Source organism: Streptomyces sp. NPDC002690 (assembly GCF_053592415.1).
Map to the genome: position 1 here is coordinate 1 of NZ_JBSFVR010000029.1, position 26,918 is coordinate 26,918.

The 26,918-nt window shown below is 71.8% G+C and carries 24 protein-coding genes; 7 read left to right on the forward strand and 17 right to left on the reverse strand.

Features of this window, described 5'->3' with window-relative positions; genetic code table 11:
- Positions 1-150: 150 nt before the first annotated feature.
- Both ACWD3D_RS06765 and ACWD3D_RS06770 read right to left on the reverse strand, forming a co-directional pair.
- Positions 151-852, reverse strand: a complete 702-nt coding sequence (locus tag ACWD3D_RS06765) for a DUF2238 domain-containing protein (protein WP_451459841.1) — start codon at positions 850-852, stop codon at positions 151-153.
- Between the two features lie 116 nt (positions 853-968).
- The gene (locus tag ACWD3D_RS06770) at positions 969-1,922 is read right to left on the reverse strand and encodes a LysR family transcriptional regulator (RefSeq protein ID WP_451459842.1); all 954 of its coding nucleotides are present in this window, start codon (positions 1,920-1,922) and stop codon (positions 969-971) included.
- 62 nt (positions 1,923-1,984) lie between these two features.
- Here ACWD3D_RS06770 and ACWD3D_RS06775 point away from each other — a divergent pair, with 62 nt between their 5' ends.
- From ACWD3D_RS06775 to ACWD3D_RS06785, 3 genes are all read left to right on the forward strand, one after another.
- Positions 1,985-3,343: an MFS transporter gene (locus ACWD3D_RS06775; protein WP_451459843.1), complete on the forward strand. Its 1,359-nt coding sequence runs from the start codon at positions 1,985-1,987 to the stop codon at positions 3,341-3,343.
- A gap of 115 nt (positions 3,344-3,458) precedes the next feature.
- Positions 3,459-4,220 (forward strand): L,D-transpeptidase family protein, encoded by a 762-nt coding sequence (locus ACWD3D_RS06780; protein ID WP_451459844.1) that lies wholly within the window; start codon positions 3,459-3,461, stop codon positions 4,218-4,220.
- Between the two features lie 91 nt (positions 4,221-4,311).
- A complete protein-coding gene (locus ACWD3D_RS06785; protein ID WP_451459845.1) occupies positions 4,312-5,370 on the forward strand; it encodes a sigma-70 family RNA polymerase sigma factor in 1,059 nt (352 codons plus the stop codon).
- A gap of 7 nt (positions 5,371-5,377) precedes the next feature.
- On the opposite strand, the gene ACWD3D_RS06790 is transcribed toward ACWD3D_RS06785, so the two are convergent.
- From ACWD3D_RS06790 to ACWD3D_RS06845, 12 genes are all read right to left on the reverse strand, one after another.
- Positions 5,378-5,716 (reverse strand): STAS domain-containing protein, encoded by a 339-nt coding sequence (locus ACWD3D_RS06790; protein WP_451459846.1) that lies wholly within the window; start codon positions 5,714-5,716, stop codon positions 5,378-5,380.
- 146 nt (positions 5,717-5,862) lie between these two features.
- Positions 5,863-7,140, reverse strand: coding sequence for a thymidine phosphorylase (locus ACWD3D_RS06795; protein WP_451459847.1), 1,278 nt, complete (start codon positions 7,138-7,140; stop codon positions 5,863-5,865).
- 151 nt (positions 7,141-7,291) lie between these two features.
- Positions 7,292-7,690, reverse strand: a complete 399-nt coding sequence (locus ACWD3D_RS06800; protein WP_451459848.1) for a cytidine deaminase — start codon at positions 7,688-7,690, stop codon at positions 7,292-7,294.
- Positions 7,687-8,955 (reverse strand): ABC transporter permease, encoded by a 1,269-nt coding sequence (locus ACWD3D_RS06805; protein WP_451459849.1) that lies wholly within the window; start codon positions 8,953-8,955, stop codon positions 7,687-7,689. The genes ACWD3D_RS06800 and ACWD3D_RS06805 overlap by 4 nt, the downstream gene beginning before the upstream one ends.
- Positions 8,952-10,064: an ABC transporter permease gene (locus ACWD3D_RS06810; protein ID WP_451459850.1), complete on the reverse strand. Its 1,113-nt coding sequence runs from the start codon at positions 10,062-10,064 to the stop codon at positions 8,952-8,954. The genes ACWD3D_RS06805 and ACWD3D_RS06810 overlap by 4 nt, the downstream gene beginning before the upstream one ends.
- Positions 10,061-11,638, reverse strand: coding sequence for an ABC transporter ATP-binding protein (locus tag ACWD3D_RS06815; RefSeq protein WP_451459871.1), 1,578 nt, complete (start codon positions 11,636-11,638; stop codon positions 10,061-10,063). The genes ACWD3D_RS06810 and ACWD3D_RS06815 overlap by 4 nt, the downstream gene beginning before the upstream one ends.
- A 278-nt stretch (positions 11,639-11,916) precedes the next feature.
- The gene (locus tag ACWD3D_RS06820) at positions 11,917-12,984 is read right to left on the reverse strand and encodes a BMP family lipoprotein (RefSeq protein WP_451459851.1); all 1,068 of its coding nucleotides are present in this window, start codon (positions 12,982-12,984) and stop codon (positions 11,917-11,919) included.
- A 313-nt stretch (positions 12,985-13,297) separates the two neighbouring features.
- Positions 13,298-14,548, reverse strand: a complete 1,251-nt coding sequence (locus ACWD3D_RS06825; protein ID WP_451459872.1) for an amidohydrolase — start codon at positions 14,546-14,548, stop codon at positions 13,298-13,300.
- A gap of 282 nt (positions 14,549-14,830) precedes the next feature.
- On the reverse strand, positions 14,831-15,880 hold the full coding sequence (locus tag ACWD3D_RS06830) for a hypothetical protein (protein ID WP_451459852.1): 1,050 nt from the start codon (positions 15,878-15,880) through the stop codon (positions 14,831-14,833).
- Positions 15,881-15,891: 11 nt separating this feature from the next.
- Positions 15,892-16,824, reverse strand: coding sequence for an N-acetylneuraminate synthase family protein (locus tag ACWD3D_RS06835; protein ID WP_328719752.1), 933 nt, complete (start codon positions 16,822-16,824; stop codon positions 15,892-15,894).
- 14 nt (positions 16,825-16,838) lie between these two features.
- A complete protein-coding gene (locus ACWD3D_RS06840) occupies positions 16,839-18,125 on the reverse strand; it encodes a cytidylyltransferase domain-containing protein (protein WP_451459853.1) in 1,287 nt (428 codons plus the stop codon).
- Between the two features lie 20 nt (positions 18,126-18,145).
- Positions 18,146-19,528 (reverse strand): DUF6716 putative glycosyltransferase, encoded by a 1,383-nt coding sequence (locus ACWD3D_RS06845; protein ID WP_451459854.1) that lies wholly within the window; start codon positions 19,526-19,528, stop codon positions 18,146-18,148.
- Between the two features lie 206 nt (positions 19,529-19,734).
- Here ACWD3D_RS06845 and ACWD3D_RS06850 point away from each other — a divergent pair, with 206 nt between their 5' ends.
- The 3 genes from ACWD3D_RS06850 to ACWD3D_RS06860 all read left to right on the forward strand — a co-directional run bounded on the left by ACWD3D_RS06850 (position 19,735) and on the right by ACWD3D_RS06860 (position 22,353).
- The gene (locus ACWD3D_RS06850; RefSeq protein WP_451459855.1) at positions 19,735-20,718 is read left to right on the forward strand and encodes a glycosyltransferase family 2 protein; all 984 of its coding nucleotides are present in this window, start codon (positions 19,735-19,737) and stop codon (positions 20,716-20,718) included.
- Positions 20,715-22,091 carry an alpha-2,8-polysialyltransferase family protein gene (locus ACWD3D_RS06855; RefSeq protein ID WP_451459856.1) on the forward strand — a complete coding sequence of 459 codons (1,377 nt, stop codon included), beginning with the start codon at positions 20,715-20,717 and terminating at the stop codon, positions 22,089-22,091. Before ACWD3D_RS06850 ends, ACWD3D_RS06855 begins: the two co-directional genes overlap by 4 nt.
- 103 nt (positions 22,092-22,194) lie before the next feature.
- A complete protein-coding gene (locus ACWD3D_RS06860; RefSeq protein WP_451459857.1) occupies positions 22,195-22,353 on the forward strand; it encodes a hypothetical protein in 159 nt (52 codons plus the stop codon).
- Positions 22,354-22,524: 171 nt separating this feature from the next.
- On the opposite strand, the gene ACWD3D_RS06865 is transcribed toward ACWD3D_RS06860, so the two are convergent.
- Positions 22,525-23,169 carry a TetR/AcrR family transcriptional regulator C-terminal domain-containing protein gene (locus tag ACWD3D_RS06865; protein WP_451459858.1) on the reverse strand — a complete coding sequence of 215 codons (645 nt, stop codon included), beginning with the start codon at positions 23,167-23,169 and terminating at the stop codon, positions 22,525-22,527.
- Between the two features lie 60 nt (positions 23,170-23,229).
- Between ACWD3D_RS06865 and ACWD3D_RS06870 the strand changes: the two genes are divergently transcribed.
- The gene (locus tag ACWD3D_RS06870; RefSeq protein WP_451459859.1) at positions 23,230-24,684 is read left to right on the forward strand and encodes an FAD-dependent monooxygenase; all 1,455 of its coding nucleotides are present in this window, start codon (positions 23,230-23,232) and stop codon (positions 24,682-24,684) included.
- A gap of 13 nt (positions 24,685-24,697) precedes the next feature.
- Here the strand turns inward: ACWD3D_RS06870 and leuE are convergent, their stop codons facing one another.
- Both leuE and ACWD3D_RS06880 read right to left on the reverse strand, forming a co-directional pair.
- Positions 24,698-25,372: a leucine efflux protein LeuE gene (gene leuE / locus ACWD3D_RS06875; RefSeq protein WP_451459860.1), complete on the reverse strand. Its 675-nt coding sequence runs from the start codon at positions 25,370-25,372 to the stop codon at positions 24,698-24,700.
- A 72-nt stretch (positions 25,373-25,444) separates the two neighbouring features.
- A complete protein-coding gene (locus ACWD3D_RS06880) occupies positions 25,445-26,719 on the reverse strand; it encodes a cytochrome P450 family protein (RefSeq protein ID WP_451459861.1) in 1,275 nt (424 codons plus the stop codon).
- Positions 26,720-26,918 lie beyond the last annotated feature (199 nt).

Below are 26,918 nucleotides of genomic sequence, written 5' to 3' on the forward strand. Positions count from 1 at the left end.
GCTGGTGTGTCTGTTTTTGTTTGGTTTGATTGTGTGCTCGCGCGCGGCGCCGCCGCGCCCGCCGCGGCCGCCGCCCCCCCCAGCCGGTCGACGGACCGTTCCCGGATACCGCGCCGGGTCCTCGCCGGGTCCTCGCCGGGTCCTCGCCGGTCAGAGCTTCTCGGCCGGTGGGAGCGTCTCGTGCGCCGCGAGGCGGGCGAGGCTGCGGTCGTGCAGGCGGCTGAGGAGCAGCAGGGAGCAGACGGCGCCGATCAGCGCGCAGAACATGTCCCACTGGGTGTCCCACACGTCGCCCTGGGTGGCGAGGAACGAGTCGGCGGCCTCCCCTCCGGTCACGGCGGCCAGCCACTCCAGCATCTCGAAGACGGCGCTGAAGGCGAGGCAGGCGCACACGGTCAGCGGCGGGAGCCAGCGGCTGCCACGCAAGGGCGAGGTGCGGACCAGGAGTTCCCGGACCAGGATCGCGGGGACGAAGCCCTGCGTGAGGTGGCCGAGGCGGTCGTACGGGTTGCGTTCCAGGCCGAGCCAGTCGCGTACCCAGTCACCGGCGGGCACCTCGGCGTACGTGTAGTGCCCGCCCACCATGAGGACGAGGGCGTGGAAGGCCAGCAGCCCGCAGAGCAGGCCACTGAGCGGGAAGCGGCGGCGCAGCAGGAACAGGACCGGCAGCCCCAGCATCACCCACACCGTCTCCAGTACCCACGTGCCGGGTTCCTTGGCGCCCCACGCGGACACCGCGAGCGCCACGGCGACGGCGGGCGCGAGAACGGTGGGCAGCAGACGGCCGGTGCGACCGGTGGCCGACGGGACGGCATCCGACGAAAGGTCCTCGGACTGGTGGGTGGCGGACATCGGGGGCTCCTCGTGTCTGGGCTGTGCCGCCATCCTCCGGCACCCCCGCGAGGCCCCGACTGAGTGCGGGTACTCAACGACCGTGCTTCTGCTACCTGGTCGAGGGACCGCGGGGTTCAGTCCGGGAGCAGGTGGCCGCGTCGTGAGATCAGGAACTGCTTGAAGGCGGCGACCGGCGGGGTGTCCGGGTGGCCGTCCAGCCAGGCGACGCCGATCTCGCGGACCGCGCGCGGGGCCGTGACCGTCAGCTCGACGACTCCGGGGCGGGCGACGGCGGGAGGGGGCAGCAGGGCGACACCGAGTCCGGCCGCGACCAGCCCGCGCAGGGTCTCCGCCTCCTCGCCCTCGAACGCGACCCTGGGCACGAACCCGGCCTCCGCGCAGAGGTCGTCGGTGATCCGCCGCAGGCCGTACCCCGGTTCCAGGGTCACGAAGGTCTCGTCGGCGGCCTCCGCGAGCCGGACCCGGCGGCGGGAGGCCAGCCGGTGGTCGTCGGGGACCACCAGCCGCAGGCGCTGTTCGTCCAGTCGGCGGGCCACCAGATCGGGCGCGTCCGGGACCGGTGAGGTGAGGCAGAGGTCCAGCCTCCCCGCGCGCAGCCGCTCGATCATCGCCTCGCCGTAGTTCTGCACCAGTTGGAAGCGGACGCCCGGGTGGTCGACGCGGAACGCCCGGATCAAGGCGGGTACGGTCTCCGATCCCATGGTGTGCAGGAACCCGAAGGCGACCTTGCCGGAGGCCGGGTCGGCGTCGGCCCGGACGGAGTCGGCGGCCTTCTCCACCTCGGCCAGCGCGCGTTCCGCGGAGCCGAGGAAGGTGCGCCCGGCGGGAGTGAGGGAGACGGTCCGGCCCCGGCGCGCGAACAGCGCGACACCGAGGTCCTGTTCGAGGCGGACCATGGCCCGCGACAGCGTGGACTGGGGCACCCCGAGCTCGTGCGCGGCACGGGTGACGTGCTCGTGGCGGGCGACCGCCTCGAAGTACGCGAGCCGGGGAGCTAGGACCGCGCGGATGTCTTCTTCGTAACTGCTCGGTGACAGTCGAGCCTGTGAGCTGCGGTCATGCGCCATGGGAACGATTATGGCTGTTTCATGCATTGGACGCATCAAACGCACCGGCCTACGGTCGCGGTATGCCTCCTGCCAGTACCGGGGCATCCACCCTCGCGGTGGATGCCTCCGCACAGCCCGTTCCGCACGCGTCCGCCACGGCCGTCGCGCCCGCCCCGCCCGTCGCGGCCACCACGCCCGCGGCGTCCGCCGACACGCGGCTCGAACCCGGCCGGCCCGGCTACCGCCGCATGAGCTTCGGGCTCTTCGCCGCCGGGGTCGCGACCTTCGCCCTCCTCTACTCCACCCAGGCCCTGCTGCCCTCGGTCTCCGCGTCGTTCGGCGCCACGGCAGGGCAGGCGAGCTGGACGGTCTCCGCCGCGACGGGGGCACTGGCGCTCGCCGTGCTGCCGCTGAGCGCGCTCTCCGAGCGCTTCGGCCGCCGGCAGATGATGACCGCCTCGCTGACCATCGCCGTCACGATCGGCATGCTGGTGCCGTTCGCCCCCTCGCTCGGCACCCTGATCGCCCTGCGCGCGGTGCAGGGCGCGGCACTGGCCGGGCTGCCCGCCTCCGCGATGGCCTTCCTCGCGGAGGAGGTCCGGCCCAAGGCGCTGGTCGCCGCGATCGGTCTGTTCGTGGCGGGCAACAGCATCGGCGGCATGAGCGGCCGCATCCTGACCGGCTGGATCGCCCAGCTCTGGGGCTGGCGGGTCTCGCTCGGCGCGGTCGGCCTGCTGGCCGTGGGCTGCGCGGTCGCCTTCCATCTGCTGATGCCGCGGGCACGGCACTTCGTGCCGGGCTCGCTGAACCCGAGGGCGCTGGCACGCACGGTCGGCGGGCACCTGTCCGACCCGCTGCTGCGCCGCCTCTTCCTCATCGGCGGACTCTTCATGACGGTGTTCGGTGCCGTCTACACGGTGATCGGCTACCGGCTGGTGGCCGCTCCGTTCGACCTGCCTCAGGGCGTGGTCGGTTCGATCTTCCTCGTCTACCTGGTCGGTACGGTCTCCTCCGCCGCGGCGGGCCGCCTGGTCGGCCGCCTGGGCCGCCGGGGCGCGCTCTACCTCGCCGTCTCCACCACCGCCGCCGGGCTGCTGCTCTCGCTCGCCGACCAGCTGGCCGCGGTGCTGCTGGGCCTGGTGCTGATCACGGCGGGGTTCTTCGCCGGCCACGCGGTCGCCTCCTCCTCGGTGAGCCGTACGGCCACCACGGGCCGCGCCCAGGCGTCGGCGCTCTACCAGTCCGCGTACTACCTCGGGTCCAGCGCGGGCGGCACGCTCGGCGCGGTCGCCTTCCACGCGGGCGGCTGGACCGGCACGGTCGGGCTCGGACTCCTCGCGGTGGCGGGTGTCGTCTCCGTGACGGTGTACGGGTCGCGGTGTGCGCGGGCCGAGCGCAGGGCGCACGCGCGGCACGCGGGGATGGCCGTCGCACGCTGAGCCGTACCCCATACGTACCGTCGCCACATCGGTACGCGTTCCCGGACAACCCCGACTCCCCTTCGCTCGTCTGTTAGGTGACCAACCTGGCGCGAGCGAAGGGGAGTTGGCGCACATGGACAACACGGAGAACTCAGGGACCACAGCGGGCGCGAAAGCCACGGCACCACCGGTGGCCGTACGGAGAACGTGGCGGCGGCGCGCGGGGGTGCTCTCGGTCGCCGGACTGGTGGCCGCCCCCGCACTGGTGCTCACCACGGGTACGGCCGCCGAGGCCGCCTCGTGCACCACGTCGAAGGGGCCCTACCAGAAACAGGTGGAGAAGTTCCTCGGCCGGCCGGTCGACGGCAAGCAGTCGACGACCGACTGCAAGGCGATCCAGAAGTTCCAGAAGACGCACGGGATCACGCCCACCATCGGCTACGCCGGGCCGATCACCTGGCGCACCATGAACACCATGCTGGCCCAGAAGGCGGCGGGGAAGAACCCGAACAAGGCGAAGAAGTGCCCCACGAACAAGGGGCGGATCGCCTGCGTCGACCTCACCCGGCAGCTGAGCTGGATCCAGGACGGCGCGAAGCTCGTCTACGGGCCGGTGCCCGTGCGGACCGGCCGGGACGGCGCGGAGACCCGTACCGGCGCCAAGAAGATCTACTGGCGGCACGCGAACCACTGGTCGACGATCTACCACGTGTGGATGCCGTACTCGCAGTTCTTCGACGGCGGCCAGGCGTTTCACTCGGTCACCAAGTCCATGTGGAACCCGCCCGGATCGGGTGGCTGCGTCAACATGCGCCCCACCGACGCGAAGGCATACTGGAATCTGCTGCGCAACGGCGACGACGTCTACGTGTACGGGCGCAAGCCCGGGACCTGAGCGGTTGTGCGCTTCCCGCCCGCTTGTCCGTGCGCTGCGGTAACTTCCCTACGTGCGGGGGGCGGTGTCACAGCGCGACAGGGGCAGAGCGATGAGTGATCTCGACGTGGCGGAGAACGCGACCGGGGACGCGGAGGCCGGAACGGCGGAGGCCGGAACGGCCGAGGCGGCGAGCGACGGCGGGAGCGTCGAGAGCCGGCTGGAGGGACACCGGGTCGAGCTCACCGGGTACTGCTACCGGATGCTCGGCTCGGCGTTCGAGGCCGAGGACGCGGTCCAGGACACCATGGTGCGCGCCTGGCGCAACTTCGAGAAGTTCGAGGGGCGTTCGTCGCTGCGCTCGTGGCTGTACCGGATCGCGACCAACGTCTGTCTGGACATGCTGACGGCCGGCAACAAGCGTGCCCGGCCCGTCGACCTGTCCGGGCCGACACCGCTCGCGCAGGCGGCGCTCAACCCGCTGCCGGAGAACACCTGGCTGGAGCCGATGCCGGACGGCCGGGTCCTCCCCTCCCCCGCCGACCCGGCGGAGGCGGCCGTCGCCCGGGAGTCGGTACGTCTCGCCTTCGTCGCGGCGCTGCAGCACCTGCCGCCCAAGCAGCGGGTGGTGCTCATCCTGCGCGAGGTCCTCGCGTGGAAGGCGTCCGAGGTCGCCGAGCTGCTCGACACCTCCGTCGCCTCGGTCAACAGCGCCCTCCAGCGGGCCCGCGCCACCCTGACCGAGGCCGGTGAACGCGGCCCGGACACCGCCGACTCGCTCGACGAGGAGCAGCGCAGACTCCTGGAGCGGTACGTCGCCGCCTTCGAGGGGTACGACATGAAGGCGCTCACCGCGCTCCTCCACGAGGACGCCGTGATGACCATGCCGCCGTTCGACCTCTGGCTCCAGGGACACGACGACATCACCGGCTTCATGCTCTCCATCGGCGCGGGCTGCGCGGGCTCCCGGCTGGTGGCCACCGCCGCCAACGGCACCCCGGCGTTCGCCCACTACAAGCCGAACCCGGACGGGCCGGGCTTCGTGCCGTGGGCGGTGCAGATCATCGACATCCAGGACGGTGCGATCACCGGGATGCACTGCTTCCTGGACACCCAGCGCTGGTTCCCTCTGTTCGGGCTGCCGGACAGTCTGGACGCAGACGGGAAGTAGGCCGCGCTCAGGCCCCGTCGGGGAAGCCGGCCAGGTCCGTCAGTCCCACCAGGTCGAGCAGGGTGCGCAGTTCGGGCGGTACGTCGCGCAGGCGCAGCGTACCGCCGCCCGCCCGGCGGGCGACCAGCGACAGCCGGGCCACCGCCTCCACGGCGGTGAGGTCGGGGCGGACCACTCCCGCCAGGTCGCACACGGCCGGGGCGGCGGCGCGACCGGGGCGGGCCAGGAGTCGTTCCAGCTCGGCGCAGAGCTCCGGCACCCGGGCGCGGGTGATCCGGCCGGTGACCACGAGGGTGACCGGGGGCGGGCCGGCCGGGGGCGTGAGGGGCGGGGGTGTGGCTTCCACACCTGTGGAGACCGTGCCGGGCGCCGTAACTCATCGGCGTGCGGCAGCGCCCTCGCCGACCCGCGGAAAGACCACGGCCGGCCGGTACGGAGTGCTCCGTACCGGCCGGCCGTCGCCGTCGCCGCAGTCAGGCGTGCCTGCCCGGGTTACGCGATGCGCTCGCGCACCACCGGGGAGGCGGTGAAGTCCGTGCCCGCCGGGGCGATGTCGTACGCGGCGGGCAGGGCGTCCAGAGCGTAGGAGAACTTCTCCGGGGTGTCCGTGTGCAGGGTCAGCAGCGGCTGGCCGGCGGTGACGGTGTCGCCGGGCTTGGCGTGCAGCTCGACGCCGGCTCCCGCCTGGACCGCGTCCTCCTTGCGGGCGCGGCCCGCGCCGAGGCGCCAGGCGGCGATGCCGATGTCGTACGCGTCGAGCCGGGTCAGCACACCGGAGGCCGGAGCGGTGAGGACGTGGCGCTCGCGGGCGACCGGGAGGGCCGCGTCCGGGTCGCCGCCCTGGGCGGAGATCATGCGGCGCCAGACGTCCATCGCGGAGCCGTCGGCGAGCGCCTTCTCGGGGTCGGCGTCCTTGAGGCCCGCCGCGTCGAGCATCTCGCGGGCGAGCGCCAGAGTGAGGGCGACGACGTCCCTCGGGCCGCCGCCGGCCAGCACCTCGACCGATTCGCGGACCTCCAGGGCGTTGCCCGCCGTGAGGCCGAGCGGGGTGGACATGTCGGTGAGCAGGGCGACCGTGCGCACCCCGCTGTCGGTGCCGAGGGCGACCATGGTGGAGGCCAGCTCGCGGGCGTCCTCGATGGTCTTCATGAAGGCGCCGCTGCCGACCTTCACGTCGAGGACGAGCGCTCCGGTGCCCTCGGCGATCTTCTTCGACATGATCGAGCTGGCGATCAGCGGGATCGACTCGACGGTGCCGGTGACGTCGCGGAGCGCGTAGAGCTTCTTGTCGGCGGGGGCGAGGCCGTCGCCCGCCGCGCAGATGACGGCGCCGGTCGTGTCGAGGACGCCGAGCATCTCCTCGTTGGTCAGGTGGGCGCGCCAGCCGGGGATGGACTCCAGCTTGTCGAGGGTTCCGCCGGTGTGGCCGAGGCCCCGGCCGCTGAGCTGCGGGACGGCCGCGCCGCAGGCGGCGACCAGCGGGGCGAGCGGCAGGGTGATCTTGTCGCCGACGCCGCCGGTGGAGTGCTTGTCGGTCGTGGGGCGGGAGAGCGCCGCGAAGTCCATCCGCTCGCCGGAGGCGATCATCGCGGCGGTCCAGCGGGCGATCTCGGTACGGTTCATGCCGTTCAGCAGGATCGCCATGGCCAGCGCGGACATCTGCTCGTCCGCGACCTCGCCGCGCGTGTACGCGTCGATGACCCAGTCGATCTGTTCGGGGGTCAGTTCGCCGCGGTCCCGCTTGGTGCGGATGACGGAGATGGCGTCCATGGGATTCCTTCCGGCAGGGAGCTCGATGATGAGGGCGCGGGTCGCGCCGGGCAAGAGGGCGGACCGGCCCGAACTCTACGCGCATAGAGGCAGAACGCGGAGGTGGCCCTCCCGACGCGCGGGAGGGCCACCGGAGTTGAGGAATACCGGCTCAGGCCAGGTTCTGCGGACCGAAGGCCTGGGGCAGCATCTCGTCGAGGGTGCGCAGCCCGTCCGGGGTCTCCAGGACGAGGTCCGGCCCCCCGAACTCGTACAGCAGCTGGCGGCAACGGCCGCACGGCACCAGGATCTCGCCCGAGCCGTCCACGCAGGTGAAGTGGGTCAGCCGGCCGCCGCCGGTGGCGACGAGCTCGGAGACCAGCCCGCACTCGGCGCAGAGGCCGATGCCGTACGAGGCGTTCTCCACGTTGCAGCCGGCGACGGTGCGGCCGTCGTCGACCAGGGCGGCGGCGCCGACCGGGTAGCCGGAGTACGGGGCGTACGCCCGGGACATCGCGTCCCGGGCCACCTTCCGCAGCCCCTCCCAGTCGGCCGCCGCCGGGGCCGTCACTTGCCCTGGCCCTTGAAGTACGGCACGCCGTCCGCCTTGGGCATCCGCAGCCGCTGCGCGGAGAGCGCGAGGACCAGCAGCGTCGCCACGTACGGGGCGGCGTCCACGAACTGGCTCGGCACCTCGTCCGTGAGCGCGTACCAGAGGAAGAGCAGCGCGGAGAAGACCGCCGAGACGGCCGCGCCCACCCAACGGCGCCGCACCAGCTGCCAGATCACGGCGGCGACCAGCAGGATCGCCAGGAAGAGCAGCACCGCGTGGACGTTCTCGGCGCCGCCGCGCAGCTTCAGACTGTCGGTGAAGCCGAAGAGGCCGGCGCCGAGCGCCATGCCGCCGGGCATCCAGTTGCCGAAGATCATCGCGGCGAGACCGATGTAACCGCGCCCGCCGGTCTGACCCTCCTGGTAGATACCGGTGGAGACGATCGTGAGGAACGCGCCCGCCAGGCCGGCGAGACCACCGGAGACGGCGACGGCGATGTACTTGTACGTGTACACGTTGACGCCGAGCGACTCGGCGGCCACCGGGTTCTCACCGCAGGAGCGCAGCCGCAGGCCGAAGGCGGTCCGCCAGAGCACCCACCAGGTGCCGGGGATCAGCAGGATCGCCACCACGGTCAGCAGCGAGAGGTGCGTGACCACACCGCCGATGATCCCGGCGAGGTCGGAGACGAAGAACCAGTGGTGGGCCTGGAGGTCCGCCATCCAGTCCGAGAGCCCCGGGACCGTGATGTCGGTGATCTCGCCGATGCGGGGCGACTGCTTGGAGGAGCCGCCCTCCGCCTCTGCGAAGGTGTAGTTCGACAGGTAGCGGGTCACACCCACCGCGAGGATGTTGATCGCCACACCGGAGACGATGTGGTTGACCTTGAACGTCACGGTCATCACGGCGTGCAGCAGGCCACCGAGGGCGCCGCCCACGATGCCCATCAGGACACCGGTCCACGGGCCCCACTGGTAGCCGGCCCAGGCACCGAACCAGGTGCCGAGGATCATCATGCCTTCGAGGCCGATGTTGACGACACCGGCGCGTTCGGCCCACAGGCCGCCGAGTCCGGCGAGGCCGATCGGGACGGCGAGCTGGAGCGCGCCGGAGACCTGGCCGACGGAGGTCAGGTCGTTCGCCCCGCTGATGACGCGGGTCAAGGAGAACAGCGCCAGACCTGCCGCGGCGATCAGGAGGACGACCGGCAGGCTCAGCCTGCGCCGGCCGCCGCCCTTCCCGGGCGCGGTGGTGGCGGTGGACGTCGTCGGGACGGTGCTCATGCCGCTGCTCCCTCACGGTTCTCGCGGGCCTGGGCGGCGAGTTCCTCGCCGACCTTCTGCTGCTGTCGGCGGAGCCCGTACTGGCGGACAAGTTCGTAGGAGACGACGACGGAGATCACGATCAGCCCCTGCATGATCATGGCGATCTCCTGCGGGTACCCGTACTGGTCCAGGGAGGCGGAGGTCTTCTCCAGGAAGGACATCAGCAGGGCCGCGAAGAACATGCCGACCGGGTTGTTGCGGCCGAGCAGGGCCACGGTGATGCCCATGAAGCCGACCCCGGCGGGAAAGCTGAGGTTGTACGTGTGGCTCTGGCCGAGCAGGATCGGCATGCCGACCAGGCCGGCGACCGCGCCGGAGATCAGCATCGCCGTCAGCACCATGCGCTTGGCGTCGACGCCGCTGGCCCGGGCGGCGCTCTCGCTGGCGCCGGTGGCGCGCAGGTCGAAGCCGAAGCGGGTGCGGCCCAGGGTGAACCAGTAGACGACGCCGAGGGCGAAGGCGACGAAGGTGAAGCCGTAGATCGTGCCGCCGTCACCGGCGTCCAGGCCGGGGAACCACCCGGAGGAGGCGATCTCGCCGGTGTTGAGGTCGTTGGAACCGGTCGGCTGGACACCGAAGTTGTCCGTCAGGATCAGCCAGGCGATCAGGCTGGTCGCGATGGCGTTGAGCATGATCGTGGAGACGACCTCGCTGACGCCCCGGAGGGTCTTGAGGAGACCCGCGATGCCGGACCAGAACGCGCCGACCGCCATCGCGGTGACCAGGATCAGCAGGATGTGCAGCGGACCCGGCAGCGTCACCGAGGCGCCGACCACGGCCGCGATCATCGCGGCGAGCCGGTACTGGCCGTCGACGCCGATGTTGAACAGGTTCATCCGGAACCCGACCGCTACGGCGAGGGCGGCGAGGTAGTACGTGCCCGTCTGGTTGACGATCAGCACCTGTACGTCGACGTACTGGGCGTTGTCGAACATCAGCCGGAACGGCTCGAAGGGGCTGTTGCCGGAGAGCAGCAGCACCACCGCGGTGAGCAGGAACGCCACCACCAGGGCGAGCGCCGGGCCGGCGACGCCCAGGAGCAGCCGGTCCCTGTCGAACTTCTTCATCGGCTCTCACCGTTCTCGTCGGGCGCGATGGTGTCGTCGTGCGCGATGTGGCCGGAGGCCGCGCCGGTCATGGCGGTGCCCAGCTCCTCCGGCGTGATGCTCGCCGGGTCGGCGTCCGCGACCAGCCGGCCCCGGTACATGACACGCAGCGTGTCGGACAGGCCGATCAGCTCGTCCAGGTCGGCCGAGATGAGCAGCACGGCGAGGCCCTCGCGGCGGGCTTCACGGATCTGGTCCCAGATCTGCGCCTGCGCGCCGACGTCCACGCCCCGGGTGGGGTGGGCGGCGATGAGGAGCTTCGGCCGGTGGCTCATCTCGCGGCCGACGATCAGCTTCTGCTGGTTGCCGCCGGAGAGGGAGGCCGCCGTGACGTCGATACCGGGGGTGCGGACGTCGTACTCGCGCACGATCCGCTCGGTGTCGGCGCGGGCCGCCTTCAGGTCGAGGAACACTCCCCGGCTGTTGGGCTTCTCGGTGACGTGGCCGAGGATGCGGTTCTCCCAGAGCGGGGACTCCAGCAGCAGTCCGTGGCGGTGCCGGTCCTCGGGGATGACACCGAGGCCGCCTTCGCGGCGCTTGCGGGTGGAGACGTGCGAGATGTCGGCGCCGTCCAGCGTGATGGTGCCGCCGTCCGGGTCGCGCAGGCCGGTGAGGGCCTCGATCAGCTCGCTCTGGCCGTTGCCCTCGACACCGGCGATGCCCAGGACCTCGCCCTTGTGGATGGTGAAGCCGATGCCGTCGAGCACCTCGCGGATCACGCCGTCGGAGTCGGTCGCGGTGAGCCGCAGCGCGTCCACGGTGAGCATGGGGACGTCGGTGACGGTCGACTCGCGGGTCTCCGGCGAGGGCAGCTCGCTGCCGACCATCAGCTCGGCGAGCTGCTTGGTCGTCGCGGTGCGCGGGTCGGCGGTGCCGACGGTGGTGCCCCGGCGGATGACGGTGATCTCGTCGGCCACGGAGAGCACTTCACCGAGCTTGTGCGAGATGAAGATGACCGTCAGGCCCTCGGCCTTGAGCTCGCGGAGGTTGGCGAAGAGCGCGTCGACCTCCTGCGGGACGAGCACCGCGGTGGGCTCGTCGAGGATGAGGGTGCGGGCGCCGCGGTAGAGAACCTTGAGGATCTCCACACGCTGGCGGTCGGCGACGCCGAGTTCCTCGACGAGGACGTCGGGGCGGACGCTGAGACCGTAGGCGTCGGAGATCTCCAGGATCTTGTTCCGGGCCGCGCCGCCGATGCCGTGCAGCTTCTCGGCGCCGAGGACGACGTTCTCCAGGACGGAGAGGTTGTCGGCGAGCATGAAGTGCTGGTGGACCATGCCGACCCCGCGCGCGATGGCGTCGGCGGGGCTGGCGAAAGTGACGGTCTCTCCGTCGATCGCGATGGTGCCCTCGTCCGGCTTCTGCATGCCGTAGAGGATCTTCATCAGGGTCGACTTGCCGGCGCCGTTCTCGCCGATGAGCGCGTGCACGGTGCCCTTGGCGACGGTGATGTCGATGTCGTGGTTGGCGACGACGCCGGGGAAACGCTTGGTGATGCCGCGGATTTCTACGGCAGGAGGGCTGGACGCGTTGATGACGCACTCTCCTTGGCGGGGAAGGAGCGGAGCACGGCTGCCGGGGATGGGGCCGTACGAGCAGGGGCCGGGGCGAAGCTACCGCGCCCGAGGGGCCTCTACACGCGTAGCGTTGCCGAATAGAAAGAACCGGACGGCGGAACGCCGTCCGGGGCCCGGAAGTTCGGCGCGTGCCGTTCTCCCTGGTCCCGGAATCATAGGGTTCCGCGTCCGGGTACCCGCGACCGCACCCGTGAGGGGCGGCGGTCGACCGCCGCCCCTCACGGGTGGTGAGGTCGTTACGGGGTGGTCTTGACCGTGATCGTGCCGGCGATGATGGCGGCCTTGGCCTTGTCGATCGCGGCGGTGACGTCCGTCATCGCGGTGAAGGCCGGGTTGGAGGTCGCGAGGCCGACACCGTCGGTGTCCAGGCCGGCGCGGATCTCACCGGTCTCCGGCTTGCCGTCCTTGACCGACTTGATCAGGTTGAAGACCGAGTCGGCGACGTCCTTGGTGACCGACGTCAGGATGTAGTCCTTGTAGTCGGCGAGACCGGCCTGGCTGTACTGGTCGGAGTCGACGCCGATGGACCACTTCTTGGCCTTCGAGGTGACCTCGATCGCGCCGGAACCGGCGAGACCGGCGGCGGAGTAGATCACGTCGGCGCCGGCGTCGAGCTGGCCCTGCGCGGCGGCCTTGCCGAGGTCAGGCTTGGAGAAGCCCGTGAAGTCCGGCGGCTGGGTCAGGTACTGGACCTTGACGTTGACACCCGCCTTGGTGTCCTTGACGCCCTGGACGAAGCCGGCCTCGAACTTCTTGATCAGCGGGGTCTCGACACCACCGATGAAGCCGACCGTGTCCGTCTTGGTGACCTTGGCGGCGGCGACACCGGCGAGGTAGGAGCCCTGCTCCTCGCTGAAGACCAGGTTCGCGGTGTTCTTGGTGGGCTTCGAGCTGTCGTCGATGATCCCGAACGTGGTGTCCGGGAACTTCGCGGCGACCTCGGCGATGGCGTTGGCGTAGACGAAGCCGACACCGATGACCGGGTTGTTGCCACCGCGCGCGAGCTCGGTCAGGCGCTGGATCTTGTCCGCGTCGCTCTCACCCTCGGAGGGCTCGGCCTCGACGCCCTTGTAGCCGAGCTCCTTCGTGGCCTTCTCCAGGCCGGCGTAGGCGGCGTCGTTGAACGACTGGTCGCCGCGGCCACCGATGTCGTAGGCGAGGGCGGTCTTGCCGCCGGCGGACGAGCTGCTGCTGCTGTCGCTGCTGCTGCCCTCGGAGGACGTCTTACCGCCACAAGCCGTGACGGACAGCGCGAAAGCCGCGGACGCAATGCCCACGGTGGCGATCCTGGTGATCCGGCGCACTGGGAGGCTCCTTAAAAACCTGACCGAAAGCGCCACTCCGGCGCTGGGTTCGCCGCGATCGTAACGCGCGTAGATGTCAGTTAAAGACACGTTCACCGGTCGTTATCGGATCGTCGTGAAGAGTTTTGGTCACATCGGGGCACCTGACACTCCGCCACAATTCGGGCGGAAGACTCCCGGTGGCGCTCCCGGGAGCCCGCGCCGGGCCCCCTATGTCCTCCACGGGGGACATCGCCGGACATCAGGGGGTGACACTCCCGAAAAGGGGACGTGACACGGAGCCCACGTCCCCCCGGGTGGCGCCCCGGTGTCACTACCTCGCGCCGTTGAGCAGAGCGGCGGCGGTGAACAGTTCGACCCCGACGGTGATGGCCTCCTCGTCCACGTCGAAGTCGCCCCGGTGCAGGTCGAGCCCCCGGGTGTCGCCGTGTGCCCGGACGCCGAGGCGGGCCATGGCGCCCGGCACGTGCTCCAGGTACCAGGAGAAGTCCTCGCCGCCGAGGCTCTGCTCGGTGTCCTCGATCGCGTAGGGTCCGCACCGCTCGGTCATGGCGGCGTCGAGCAGCCCGATGGACGCGGCGTCGTTGACGACGGGCGGCACGCCCCGGACGTAGTTGATGGCGGTCTTGGCGCCGTGCGTGGTCGCGATCTCGTCGACGGCCGCGTGCACCAGGTCGGGGGCCTCCCGCCAGGACTTCAGGTCGAGGCAGCGGACCGTGCCGGAGAGCTCCGCGTGCTGCGGGATCACGTTGCAGGCGTGCCCGGTGTGCAGTCGGCCCCAGGTGACGGCGAGGCCGGAGCGCGCGTCGACCCGGCGGGCGAGGAGCGCGGGCACGTCCACGGCGACGCGGGCGGCGGCGGTGACCAGGTCGGTGGTGAGGTGCGGGCGGGCGGTGTGGCCGCCCGCGCCGTCCAGGGTGACTTCCAGCCGGTCGCAGGCGGAGGTGATGGCCCCGATCCGCAGCCCGATCTTGCCCACGTCCACCTTGGGGTCGCAGTGCACGGCGATGATCCGGCCGACGCCCTCCAGCACCCCGGACTCGATGGCGTCGGGAGCGCCGCCGGGCAGCACCTCCTCGGCGGGCTGGAAGATCAGCCGGACCGCGTGCGGGAGCGCGCCCCTGCGGTCGAGTTCGGCGAGGACCAGGCCGGCGCCGAGGACCGTGGTGGTGTGCACGTCGTGGCCGCAGGCGTGCGCGCGGTCGGGGACGGTGGAGCGGTAGGGGACGCCCGCCTTGGCATCCGGGATCGGCAGCGCGTCGATGTCCGCGCGCAGCGCCAGCATCGGTGTCTCGCCGTCCCACTGCCCCACGTCGCACATCAGGCCCGTACCGGTGGAGAGCACCCGGGGGGCGAGCCCGGCCTGCTCCAGCCGGGCCTTGATGGCGGCGGTGGTGCGGAACTCCTGGTTGCCGAGCTCGGGGTGCATGTGGAGATCGCGGCGGAAGGCGATCAACTCGGCCCGGAGCTCTTCGGAGAGGGTGCCGGGCAGGGAGACCGCCCGGGCCGGTGAGCCACCGGCCGGTTCACCGTCGGCGTGGACGAGGGACGCGCGGGACTTCAACTGGTTCACCCATCGAAGGGTATGCCTACCAAACCCCCGATCGGACATGGATCAACAAAACTTCAGCACCTCGGATGAATATGAAACGGTGCCGAAACGTGTGGGGCGTACGACTGGTGGGTAGACTCCGCCGTTTTTCCCGACTGCGCCGTACGGGTGGGGCGTTCGGGCCCGTACGGCGTACGCGGGAACGCGCGCGGCCCCCACGCGAAACGGCGTACGCGGCTCGTGCCGCGTACGCCGTGAGGAGCGGGCCGACGGGCCGTCCCCGGGGGACCCCGGTCAGGGCCCCGCGTGCGGGACCGGCGGGGCGAAGGCCAGCCGGTGCGCGTCGCGGGCGGTCTCGGTGACCCCCGCGAGGAACCCCTGGGCGCGCGAGGACGCCGTGGCCCGCAGCCACTCGGGGTCGATGTCGCAGACCGCGACCTTGACCCCGGTTCCCGCCAGCGCGAGGGGCAGCGTGTGCACCACGGTGGAGGGGAAGCTCAGCACGGTACGGCCGATGGGGCCGCGCCGGGCGATGAGCTCCAGCGGCAGGTCGGGGCGGACGATCTCCAGACCGGTGGCGGCCTCCAGCGCGTGGAGCTTCTCCGTCGACTCGCGGCGGTGCGCGAAGTAGCGGGTGGCGCCGTGCGTACGGGCGAGGGCCGCCACCGCCTCCAGGTAGGGCGCCGTGTCGACCACGCCGGTCTCCACCAGGGAGGTGCCGACGATGTCGGCGCCCTTGGTGAGACGCGGCGGGCCGAAACGGGCGCGGGTCCAGGAGAAGGTGTTGGCGGTGACCTCGACCCCTTCGGGGGCCTCGACCGGCATCGCGGTGAACACTTCGACGCGGTGCCCGGAGGACGGGGTGAACCGACGTCGCGCGGAGGCGGTGACCGGCGCGAGCAGCAGCTCGCGCGGCCCCTTGTTCCCCTTGCGGTGCCAGCGCACCAGCCGCTCGCCGCGGGCGAGCTGTGCCACGAACTCCATCGTGGCGGTGCCGTCGTCGACCACCGTGAGATGAGCCGTCCGCACGATGCTCAGCAGGAGCTGTACGTAGCGGGAGAAAGGGTCACCGATCACGACCTGGTCGGCCTTGCGGACCAGAGCCACCAGGGCGCGCAGCGTCTTGAGCGGGGTGCCCTGTTCGCCGCGCGCCTCCTGCCAGCGCACGGTGATGCCCTCGTCGCGGGCCAGGTCGGCCATCCTGCGCAGCTGGCCGCGCGACATCGGGTCGACCGGGGGGAGGACGACGACCGTGGTGACGGCCGGCGTCTCCTCCCCCTTGGCGTGGGTCCACTCCAGAACGTTCAGGAGCTGGACCGGGCTCTCGACGAAGGCGAGATTCACCGGAGGTCGTCTCAGACCGCGGCCGGCTCGGCGGCCGTCGCGCTCTCGGTCTCGGCGACGACGCCCGCGACGCGGCGCAGCTTCTTCATCGGGCCGAGCTCCGACGCGTAGACCTTCTTGACGCCGTCACCGAGGGACGCCTCGATGGTGCGGATGTCGCGGACGAGACGGGCGAGGCCCTGCGGCTCGACGGACGCGGCCTGGTCGGAGCCCCACATGGCGCGGTCGAGGGTGATGTGGCGCTCGACGAAGGTGGCGCCCAGCGCGACGGCGGCCAGCGTGGTCTGGAGGCCGGTCTCGTGGCCGCTGTAGCCGATCGGGACGTTGGGGTACTCGGCCTGCAGGGTGTTGATGACGCGGAGGTTGAGCTCCTCGGCCACCGACGGGTACGTCGACGTGGCGTGGCACATGAGGATGTTGTCGCTGCCGAGGACCTCGACCGCGTGGCGGATCTGCTTCGGGGTCGACATGCCGGTGGAGAGGATGACGGTGCGGCCGGTGGCGCGCAGGGCGCGGAGCAGCTCGTCGTCGGTGAGGGAGGCGGAGGCGACCTTGTGGGCGGGGACGTCGAACTTCTCCAGGAAGGCGACGGCCTCGGTGTCCCACGGGGAGGCGAACCAGTCGATGCCGCGCTTGGCGCAGTGCTCGGCGATGGTGCGGTACTCGTCCTCGCCGAACTCGACGCGGTGGCGGTAGTCGATGTACGTCATCCGGCCCCAGGGGGTGTCGCGCTCGATGTCCCACTGGTCGCGCGGGGTGCAGATCTCCGGGGTCCGCTTCTGGAACTTGACGGCGTCACAGCCGGCGTCGGCGGCGACGTCGATCAGGGCGAGGGCGTTGTCCAGCTCGCCGTTGTGGTTGATGCCGATCTCGCCGGTGATGTACACGGGCCGGCCGGGGCCGGCGGTGCGGGTGCCGAAGCTGCGCAGACGGGAGTCGCTCATGGTGAGGGTGTTCCTTACTTGGTGGTGATCGTGGGGGTGTTGACGGTGGGGGTGGGGCCTGTGGGGGTGGTGGCCGGAGGGGTTCCGGCCCGGGTGAGGGTCAGTTCGGGGCCCAGCAGCCAGCCCGCGATCTCGCGGATCGCTCCCTGGCCGCCGGGGGTCCGGGTGACGGCGCGTGCCGCGGTCCGGACGGAGTCGTGGGCGCTCGCGACCGCGACGGGCCAGCCCGCCAGGGCGAAGCAGGCCAGGTCGTTGACGTCGTTGCCGGCGTAGAGGACCCGGTCGGGGCTGACGCCGTTCTCGTCGCACCACTGCTTGAGCGCGAGGTCCTTGCGGTCGATGCCGTGCAGCACGGGGACCTGGAGCTTGCGGGCGCGGGCGGCGACCACCGGGTTCTGCTCGGTCGACAGGATGAGGACGTCCAGCCCGGCGCGGCGCATGGCCGCGATGCCGAGGCCGTCGCCGCGGTGGACGGAGACCGTCTCGTGGCCGTCCTGGTCGACCATGACCCGGTCGTCGGTCTGGGTGCCGTCGAAGTCGAGGACGACGGCGTCCACGTCCGCGAGGGTCGGCAGCGCGGAGGGGTCCAGCAGCGGGGCGAGCGCGCGGGCGCGGGCCAGCTCGTGCTGGTCGTCGATCTCCAGCACCCGCGCCGGGTCCGTGCGGACCAGGGCGGTGTGTCCGAAGAAGCGGTGGCGGTGGGTGCGGAAGCCGGCCACGTCCATGGCGTACGCGGCCCCGGTCTCCAGCAGGTCCTGCGGGCGGTCCTGGCGGCGGGGGCGGAAGGCCTTGTCGTGGTTGACGCCGTAGCTGCTCTCCTCGACCGCTTCGCCGTCGCGCCACACGAAGCCGTGGAACGGGGCGACGGTGACGGCCGTGTCGGCGCCTTCCCGGGCGACCGCGCGGGCCACCCCGTCGACGTCCTCGCGGGAGAGGAACGGGCTGGTGCACTGGACGAGCAGCACCACGTCGGCGGCGGGGCCGCCGAGCGCCTCGTAGGCGTCGAGCGCGTGCAGCACGGCCGCCTCGCTCGTCGCGGTGTCCCCGGAGATGTCCGCGGGGCGCTGCACGACGTGCACCCGGCCGGGCGCTCGGGCGCTCTCGCCGGCGAGCCTGGCGGCTTCGGCGATGGCGGCGTCGTCGGTGGTGACGACGACGTCCGTGACCTCGGTGGAGCCGAGGCAGGCGCGGACCGCGCGGGCCACCAGCGGGACGCCGCCGACCTGCGCGAGGTTCTTGGCGGGGACGCCCTTGGATCCGCCCCGGGCGGGGATCACCGCGAGAACGGTGGGTGACGGCATGGATGCTCCTGAAGTGGTGGTCACAGTTCGCCCATCCGCCGGATCACGGGGGCGACGCGCTGGACGCCCTGCCGGTAGGCGCCGCGCGCCGCGTTGCGGACGGTCTCGCGCACCGCGCCCCTGATGCGGCCGGTGGCGACGGGGGCCGCAGCGCCGGGCAGCGGCCGGCCGTCGGGGCCGAGGTGATGGCGGGCGAGGATGCCGGGGAGGTATCCCGGCGCGGTGGCGGGGGTGTAGTAGGGGGCGAGCGGCGGCAGTTCGCCTGCCGCCAGCAGCGCGCCGACCCGGTCACGCGCCGCGTCGTAGGCGGTGGCGTACGTACCGTCGGCGGCGACGCCCTGGCCGGCGAGCCACTCGGGGTCCGGGACGGGGTGCAGGCCCTCGTCCAGCCGGTCCCAGGAGGTGATGAGGCCGGAGCCGACGAAGTGGTGGTTGCCGAGCGTCTCGCGGACGCCGAGGTCGCTGAGGATCGCGGTCGGGATGGACCGGTGCAGCGACTCCAGCGCGGCGGTGGAGGAGACGGTGACGAGCAGGTCGGTGCGGTCGAGCACCTCGCCCATGTGCCCGTACACCAGCTGGAAGTTGGCGGGCAGGCCACCGGGCAGCCGCTCGGCGAGCCGCTGGTAGGGCAGCTCCTCGATGTGCGTGGTCTGCTCGCCCGGCTTGGAGCGGAGCTTGAGCACCACCTCGCGGTCGGGGTGCTTGCGGGCGTGTTCGACGAGCCGGCGCAGCAGGTACGTACGGTCGGCGCGGGACGCCGGCACGGAGGGCTGCGCGGCGAACACGACCGTGTCGCGGCCTTCCCGTGCCCGGTGCGGCTCCCCGCCGAGGAACGGCAGGGCCGCCTCGGTGACGGCGCCCGCGTCGGCGCCGACCCCTTCGTACACGGCGCGGAAGCGCTCCGCGTCGTGGGCCGAGTTGGCGAGGACGACGTCCGCGCCGTGCCGGAGCAGCAGCCCGTCGGCGAGCTTCTCGTAGACGACGCCGACGTAGCCGGTGACGACGACGGGCCTGCGGGGCAGGTCCAGGGCGGCCAGTCCGTGCAGCATCGCCTGGACGCCGCCGCCGACGAGGGCGAGCACGACGACGTCGTACTTCTCCTCGCGCACGGTGTGCAGGAACTCGACGGCGGTGACCTCGCGGACCCGGCCTGCTTCCACCCCGACGTCGCCGACTTCGGCGAGCTGGCGTGCGGTGGGAGTGGCCCGTCCGCGCAGCAGGAGCCCGCTGATCTCGACCGGGCGCTCCGGGACGGAGGTTTCGCCCGAGGCGGTGAGACGGCGCGCGGTGAGCGCACCCCATTTCCACCGGGTGTCGGAGTCTGCGAGAACGGCCACCCGCAGCGCCGCGGAATTCACGGGGGCTTCGGCGGGTCCGGCCGGGTCATTGGTACGAGGAGGCACGTCCTAGAAGGTAGGAAGCCATTTCGTTCAGCGGCCCAACACGCGGGCAACAAACGGTTAACAGCGCACTGCCGCTTGGATTCGCCGCGAGAAATCGGCTCGCCACCCCGGGAAAGACGGATCATTCACGGTCTCGGCACGCGGAGTTCACCTCCCGTACTCCCTCCGGACGAGGAATGTGCCGGGTCCGCATCTAGCGTGAAGCCGTGGTCAAGCTCTCCGTCATCGTGCCGTTCTACAACGTGCAGACATACGCGCCCGACACCCTCAGAAGTCTGCGGGCGAATGCCCGCGAGGATTTCGAGTTCCTTCTCGTCGACGATTGTTCGAAGGACGGAACTGCGAAAATACTCGATCGAGCCCAGGAGGACATTCCGGGGGTGGTCGTACTCCGACACGAGCAGAATGGTGGACTGGCCACTGCCCGTAATACGGGACTGAACGCCGCACGCGGCGAATACGTCACCTTCCTGGACGGGGACGACTGGCTGGCTCCCGGTTACTACGAGGAACTCCTCACCCGTACCGAAGCGCTGGGCTGCGACTTCGTCCGAACCGACCACGTGGAGTCGAACCAGGCGGTGCGCAGTGTGCGCCGGGTCCCGCACGGCCGGCGCGACGAGGTGATGAACCCCCGGGACGCGATCCTGCCCGCCGAACGGTCCACCTCGGTGGACTACCCCTACGCCTGGGCCGGGGTCTACCACCGCCGGCTGCTCGACAAGGGGCTCCTCCACTTCACGGACGGGCTGCGCACCGCGGAGGACCGGCCCTGGATCTGGCGGCTCCACCGTCAGGCCGAGTCCTTCGCCGTACTGGACGTCCTGGGCCTCTTCTACCGGCGCGGGGTGACGTCCTCGCTGACCCAGATCGGCGACGTGCGCCAGCTGGACTTCATCCGCTCCTTCGACCAGGTCGTGCGGGAGACGGCCGAGGACAGGGACGCGGACGCGTTGCTGCCGAAGGCCGTGCGCACCTACTGCGCCATCATCTCGCACCACATCAAGTCGATCGAGCGGTTCGAACCGCCCGTCGCACGCGCCCTGAAGTCGATGAGCGGCGCCGCGCTGCGCCGGATGCCCCAGCCGGTGCTGGACGACGCACTCGACTCCATGGACCTGGAACGCGCCACGCTGCTCCGCCGCCTGCGGCGCCGGCCGGCGACCTCGAAGGAGAAGACCGCGGTATGAGGACCTTCCCCACCCCACGGCGCACCACGCAGATCTTCGTGGCGTCCACCCTGTACGGGGTGGCCACCCTCGCGGCGGCCCTGGACACCGACTGCTTCGGCCCCGCCGACCGCCGCATCCTGCTCGTCTGCAACAACGCGGGCGTCCCGGAGACGACCCTCCCCCTCGACGGGATGCCGGGGTTCGAGCGGCTCCGCGACCGCTTCGACGACGTGATCTCCTGGAACGCGACCATCGCCCCCTTCCACCCGAGCGGCTGGGCCCCGCGCCGGGACGACGCCCCCCTGTGGGAACGCCATCTGCGTCTGCTGTGGAACCTCGGCGACGACGCGGTCGAGCTCACGGTGGAGTCGATCCAGGTCAACCCGGCGCAGGCGATCGCCACGATCTTCACCGGCGCCCCGGTGGACGTGTACGCGGACGGGCTGATGAGCTACGGCCCCACCCGCAACAAGATCGACCCGTTGATCGGGACCCGGGTGCGCCGCCTGCTCCACCTCGACCTGGTGCCAGGTCTGGAACCCGTGCTGCTCGGCGAGTTCGGCGTGCGGCCCGAGATCGTGCCGACCGACGCCTTCCGGAAGGTGCTCGGTGAGCTCTCGGACGCGGCACCCCCGGTGGCCGCCGTGGAGTCCCCGGCCCTGCTGCTCGGCCAGTACCTCTCCGCGCTCGGCCTGATCTCGGCGGCCGAGGAGGAGGAGCTGCATCTGCGGATGATGCGGGGCGCGGTGGCCCTCGGCCACACCCGGCTCGTCTTCAAGCCGCACCCGACGGCACCCGCGCAGTGGTCGCAGGCCCTGAAGGAGCAGGCCGAGGCGCTGGGCGCGGAATTGACCGTCCTCGACGACGGGCTCCTCACCGCACCGGTGCTCGCCGAGGTGCTCTACGAGCGGATGCGGCCGGCCCTCGTCGTGGGCTGTTTCTCCACCGCCCTGATGACCGCCTCGGCCTTCTACGGTCTGCCGGTGGCACGGGTCGGCACCGAACTGCTGCTGGAGCGGCTCACCCCGTACGAGAACAGCAACCGGGTCCCGGTGACGCTGGTGGACGCGCTGCTCCCGGAACTCTCCGACACCGGGGCGGTGAAAGCCGGACGGCCCGGCGAGGGCTCCGAGACCGAGATCTCCGCACTGGTCCGGGCGGTGGGCTTCGCCATGCAGCCGAAGATCTACCCGAATCTGCGGTCCGAGGCCGAGTCCTACCTGTCGACCCGGCTGAACCGCACGACCTGGCGGTACTTCAAGCGGCGGCGGCTGACCTCACTCGGCCTGCCGGGCGGCGTGCCCGCCCAGTTCGCCTTCCTGCCGCGCAACACGACGGTCCGCAGGGTGGCGAAGCGGGCCCGCGCGCTGCGCCGGAACGTGGGGAAGTAGGCCACGTCCCCGTTCCGCCCGCCGGAACGGGGGCGGTGGGCCGCCCCACACCGCGCCTCACCGCACCTCACCGCGCCTCACCACCTGCCGTACGGAGCCCTGGGTGGAGGTGGAATTCCTCCACCGGCACCTGGGCATCCCGTCCGCGGCCACCATGGGGCTGACCATCGCGTCGATGCTGCTCCTCGCGTGGATCATCCACCGCCTGGTCGAGCGGCCCTTCACCCCGAAACTGCGCAACGTGCTGCTCACCGAGCTGTAGCCGGTCCGAGCGTTCGGGGAAGCCCCCGAACCCGGCCCGGACGGCGGGCCGTTCCCTCTCCCGGAGAATGCCACCGGGTGCGCGGGAGGTCGCCCCCGCCCGGTCACCCCCGCCCGGTCGACCCGCCCGGTCAGCCCCGCCCTGTCAGCCCCGCTCGGTCGACCCGCCCGGTCACGCCACTCCGTACCGCGCGCCGATCCCCGCGACGAGGATCTGGAGCCCGTCCGCGAACAACTCGTCGTACTCGGCGAAGAGTTCGGCACCGGCTGCGGCGACCAGCGGGAAGTCCGCCATCCGTGCGGCCCGCTCGGACACGTCGTAGCCGTCACGTCGTTCGCCGGGCATGGGCTGGACGCCCTGCTCCTCGGTGACGAAGCCCATCGTGTACGCGTTGACGGTGGCGGCGGCCCGTACGGCCTGTCGGAGGTCGAATCCGGCGTCGACCATCACGCGGAGGTGTTCCTCCATGCCTGGCGCGTGGTCGATTCCGGTGAAGCGCGCCCCGCTGAAGACCTTCGCGCCGTCGCGGTAGCGCAGAAGGGCGGTCCGCAGGGCGGTCTGCGAGGCGATGATCCGCTCCCGCCAGCCCCGGCCTGCGAGGTCCGCCGTCTCCTCGACAAGCATCCGGCGGTACATCGCCGTGGCCATCTCGTCGAGGAGTTCCTGCTTGTTCTTGAAATGCCAGTACAGGGCGGGCGCCTGGACGTCCAGTTCCTTGGCGATGGCGCGCAGGGTCAGCCCGTCGAGCCCCGTCTCGTTCAGCAGCCGCAGTGCGGTCTCCGCGACCTTCGCCCGGTCGATCTTCGTCGTGCCCATCCCGCGCACTCTACCCCTCACCCCTTGACTCCTTAACGACGTTAAGGGCACACTCGCCGCATGGAACTTAACAACGTTAAGGACGGCGGTTCGCTGAACGTGGACGTGGACGTGCTGATCGTCGGCGCGGGCCCCTGCGGTCTCGCGCTCGCCTGCGACCTGGCCCGCCGCGGGGTGCGCCACCTCCTCGTCGAACGCTCCGGAACCCTCTTCGCGGGCTCCCGGGGCAAGGGCATCCAGCCCCGCACCCGGGAGGTCCTCGACGACCTCGGGGTGGGCGGGGCGGTACGGGCGCACGGCGGGGCCGCGCCCGTCGGGATGCCCTGGAAGGACGGCGAGCGCCTGGGCGCGTACGACATGTTCCGCCGTGCGGCACCGACCGACGCGGAGCCGTACGGGGAGCCCTGGATGATGCCGCAGTGGCGGACGCAGGAGATCCTGCTCGCCCGGCTGCGCGAGCTGGGCGGCGACGTCGTCCTCTCGTCCGCCCTGACGGGGTTCTCCCAGGATGCCGACGGGGTCACCGCGCACCTCACCACCGGCGAGGTCCGCGCCCGCCACCTGGTCGCCGCGGACGGCGGACGCTCCACGGTCCGGCGTGCGCTCTCCCTCGCGATGGAGGGCGAGACCGTCGACCCGTCACCCACGCTGGTGGCGGACGTGCGGATCGAGCCGACGGCGCTCGACCGGCTCAACTGGCACATCTTCGTGCACGACGCGGGCCTGCTCACCCTCTGCCCACTGCCCGGCACGGAGGACTTCCAGCTGGTCGCGCAGTTCCCGGAGGGGACGCCCGACACCTCTGCCGGGGGCGTACAGGCACTCGTCGCCGCCCGCACCCACCTCGGCGCGGACGCGGTCACCGAGGTCCGCTGGTCCTCGGACTTCCGGCCCCGCGCGGCGCTCGTCGAACGCTTCCGCCAGGGGCGCGTCCTCCTCGCCGGGGACGCCGCCCATGTGCACTCCCCGGCGGGCGGCCAGGGGCTGAACACCAGCGTCCAGGACGCGTACAACCTCGGCTGGAAGCTCGGCCAGGTGCTGCTGCACGGCGCACCCGAAGCCCTCCTGGAGACGTACGAGCAGGAGCGCCGCCCGATCGCCGCCGAGATGCTGGGCCTCTCCACCCGCATCCACCGGGGTGAGCGGCGACGCGGCAAGGAGGCGCAGCAGCTGGGCCTGGGCTACCGCGGGGGGCCGCTCTCCGAGGGCGCGGCCGGCGTCCTGGTGGCGGGCGACCGGGCGCCGGACGGGGACTCGGGCGACGGGCGGCGGCTCTTCGACGTGTTCCGTGGCCCGCACTTCACCCTGCTGGCGGTCGGCACGGACGCCCCGCTGCCGGTGCCGGACGACGCCATGGTCCGGGTGCACCGCGCGCCGCTCTCGGCGGCTTACGGTTCCGGGCTTTTCCTGGTCCGCCCGGACGGGTACGTCGGCTGGGCGGGCACCAGCGCCGAGGGCTTGGGCGCGTACGCCGCACGACTGGGCCTCGCCCTGCCGGAACCGGCCGCCCGTTGACGCCGGTCGGAACTCAGATCCCGCTGAGCGAGAGCTTCGCGGCGAAGCCGAGGAAGAGCAGGCCGGCCGCCGAAGTCGCCGTCGCCGACAGCCGCTTGCGGCGACGGAAGGCGGCGGCGAGGCGGGTGCCGCCGAAGATCAGCGCGGAGAGGTAGAGGAAGCTCGCCAGCTGCAGCAGCCCGCCCAGCACCACGAACGACAGCGCCGGGTAGGCGTAGTCGGGGTCCACGAACTGCACGAAGAAGGAGATCAGAAAGAGAATGGCCTTCGGGTTGAAGATGCTGACGACCAACGCCCGGCGGTAGGGCCGCTCGCGCGCCCCGGCGGTCCCCGGCTCCCCGGCGGCCGGGGCGTCCTCAGTGAGTTCGGCCACCCGCCGGGTACGCTCCCGCCACAGCTCACGGGCGGTGCGGAGCATCCCGAACGCCAGCCAGGTCAGATAGCCGGCGCCCGCGTACTTGACGACGGCGAAGAGCAGCGGCGTCGTCTGGAGCAGGGAGGCGGCGCCGAGGGCGGCGAGGGTCATCAGGACCGTGTCACCGGTCCAGACCCCGGCCGCCGCGACGTATCCGGTGCGTACGCCGCGCCGGGCGGCGACGGAGAGCACGTAGAGCGAGTTCGGTCCCGGCAGCAGAACGATGAGGACGAGGCCGACGAGGTAGGTCGGCAGATCAGTGACACCCAGCATGGAACGGAGTTTCGCACGCGCGTTCCGTGTTCTGTCCAGCGCCGGGGGCCGCCACCGGACGTTCCGGGAGGGTCACAGCCGGACCGGAAGTGCCTTCAGATGCCAGTTGACGGGGTTGGTGCCGCGTTCCAGGAGCTCCGGACCGGTGGCGAGGCGTAGCCCGGGGAAGGTGTCGAGCAGGGCGGTCAGGGCGACGGCGGTCTCCTCCTGGGCCAGGTTCGCGCCCAGGCAGCGGTGGGCGCCGTGGCCGAATCCGATGTGGTGTTCCCTGCTGCGGCGGGTGCGGGTGATGTCCAGTCGGCCCGGGTCGGTGAAGGCGGCCGGGTCGCGGTTGGCGGCGGACACGATGGGCAGGACGGCCTCCCCGGCGCACACCGGGGTGGTACCGACGGCGGTGTCGCGGAGCGCGTAGCGGGGCAGCGCGCGCACGACGGGTCCGCAGTAGCGCATGAGCTCGTCGACGGCGTGCGGCATCAGGGAGGGGTCCGCGCGCAGCAGGGCGAGCTGGCCGGGGTGGGCCAGGAGCGCCTCGGTGCCGTTGGCGATGAGGTTGACGGTGGTGATGTGTCCGGCGACGACGAGATTGACCACGAGCGCGACGAGTTCCTCGGTGCTCAGCCGTTCGCGGCACCCGGGAGCGAGGAGTTCGGAGACGAGGTCGGAGCCGGGACGGCGGGTGTGCTGCTCGACGAGGGCGTGTGCGTCGGCGACCATGCCCGCAAGCGCGTTCCCGAGTTCCTCGCCGCAGACCCCTGCGGTGAGTGCGGCACTGCGGGTCCGCCAGCGGGCGCGGTCGCCCTCGGGCACGGCGATGAGCTCGCAGATGACGGTGATGGGCAGGGGCCGGGCGAAGTGCTCCACCAGATCCACGACACCGTCCTCGGCGTGCTCGGGCAGCCGGTCGGCCAGGTGGCGGGCGATGGCTTCGATCCTCGGCCTCAGCGCGGCCACCCGCGCCGGGGAGAACGCGGCCGTCACCAGGCCGCGCAGACGCCGGTGGTCGGGGCCGTCGGCGTCGAAGATCCCCGCGCGGAGGTACTTCTCGTGGTCCGGGTGCATGCCGCGCGCCTGCCAGGTCTGCTCCGTACGGTGGGCCACCGGAGCACCGGGCACGGCGGTGGCGTCCACCGTGAAGCGGGGATCTCCCATGATCGTACGAATGTCGTCGAACCGGGTCGCCACCCACATCGGGTCGACTCCGGGGACTCGTCCTCGCACCATCCGCCGACGCGCGTCGTGGTCGGGGGCGTAGGCGGTGAAGGGATCGCGGACCAGCTCCCGGTCCGTGAGGTCGATGGGTTCGTCGGTGGATTCGGTGACGCCCGCTTCCGGGTCCGGTACGACCATGTCAGCTGCTCCCGCGGGTTCGTGTTCCGGTGGGGGAAAGCCCGGCGGACCGGATCCGGAACCCTCCCCCGGCATCGTCCACCCGGGCCGCCCGGCACGGCCGGGGCCGGAGTCCAATCCACCCGGACGAGCGCAATCGCGGTGGGGCGGGGCGTGCCGTCACCGTCCCGGGACGTTCGGCAACCGCCCGGGCCGGGAA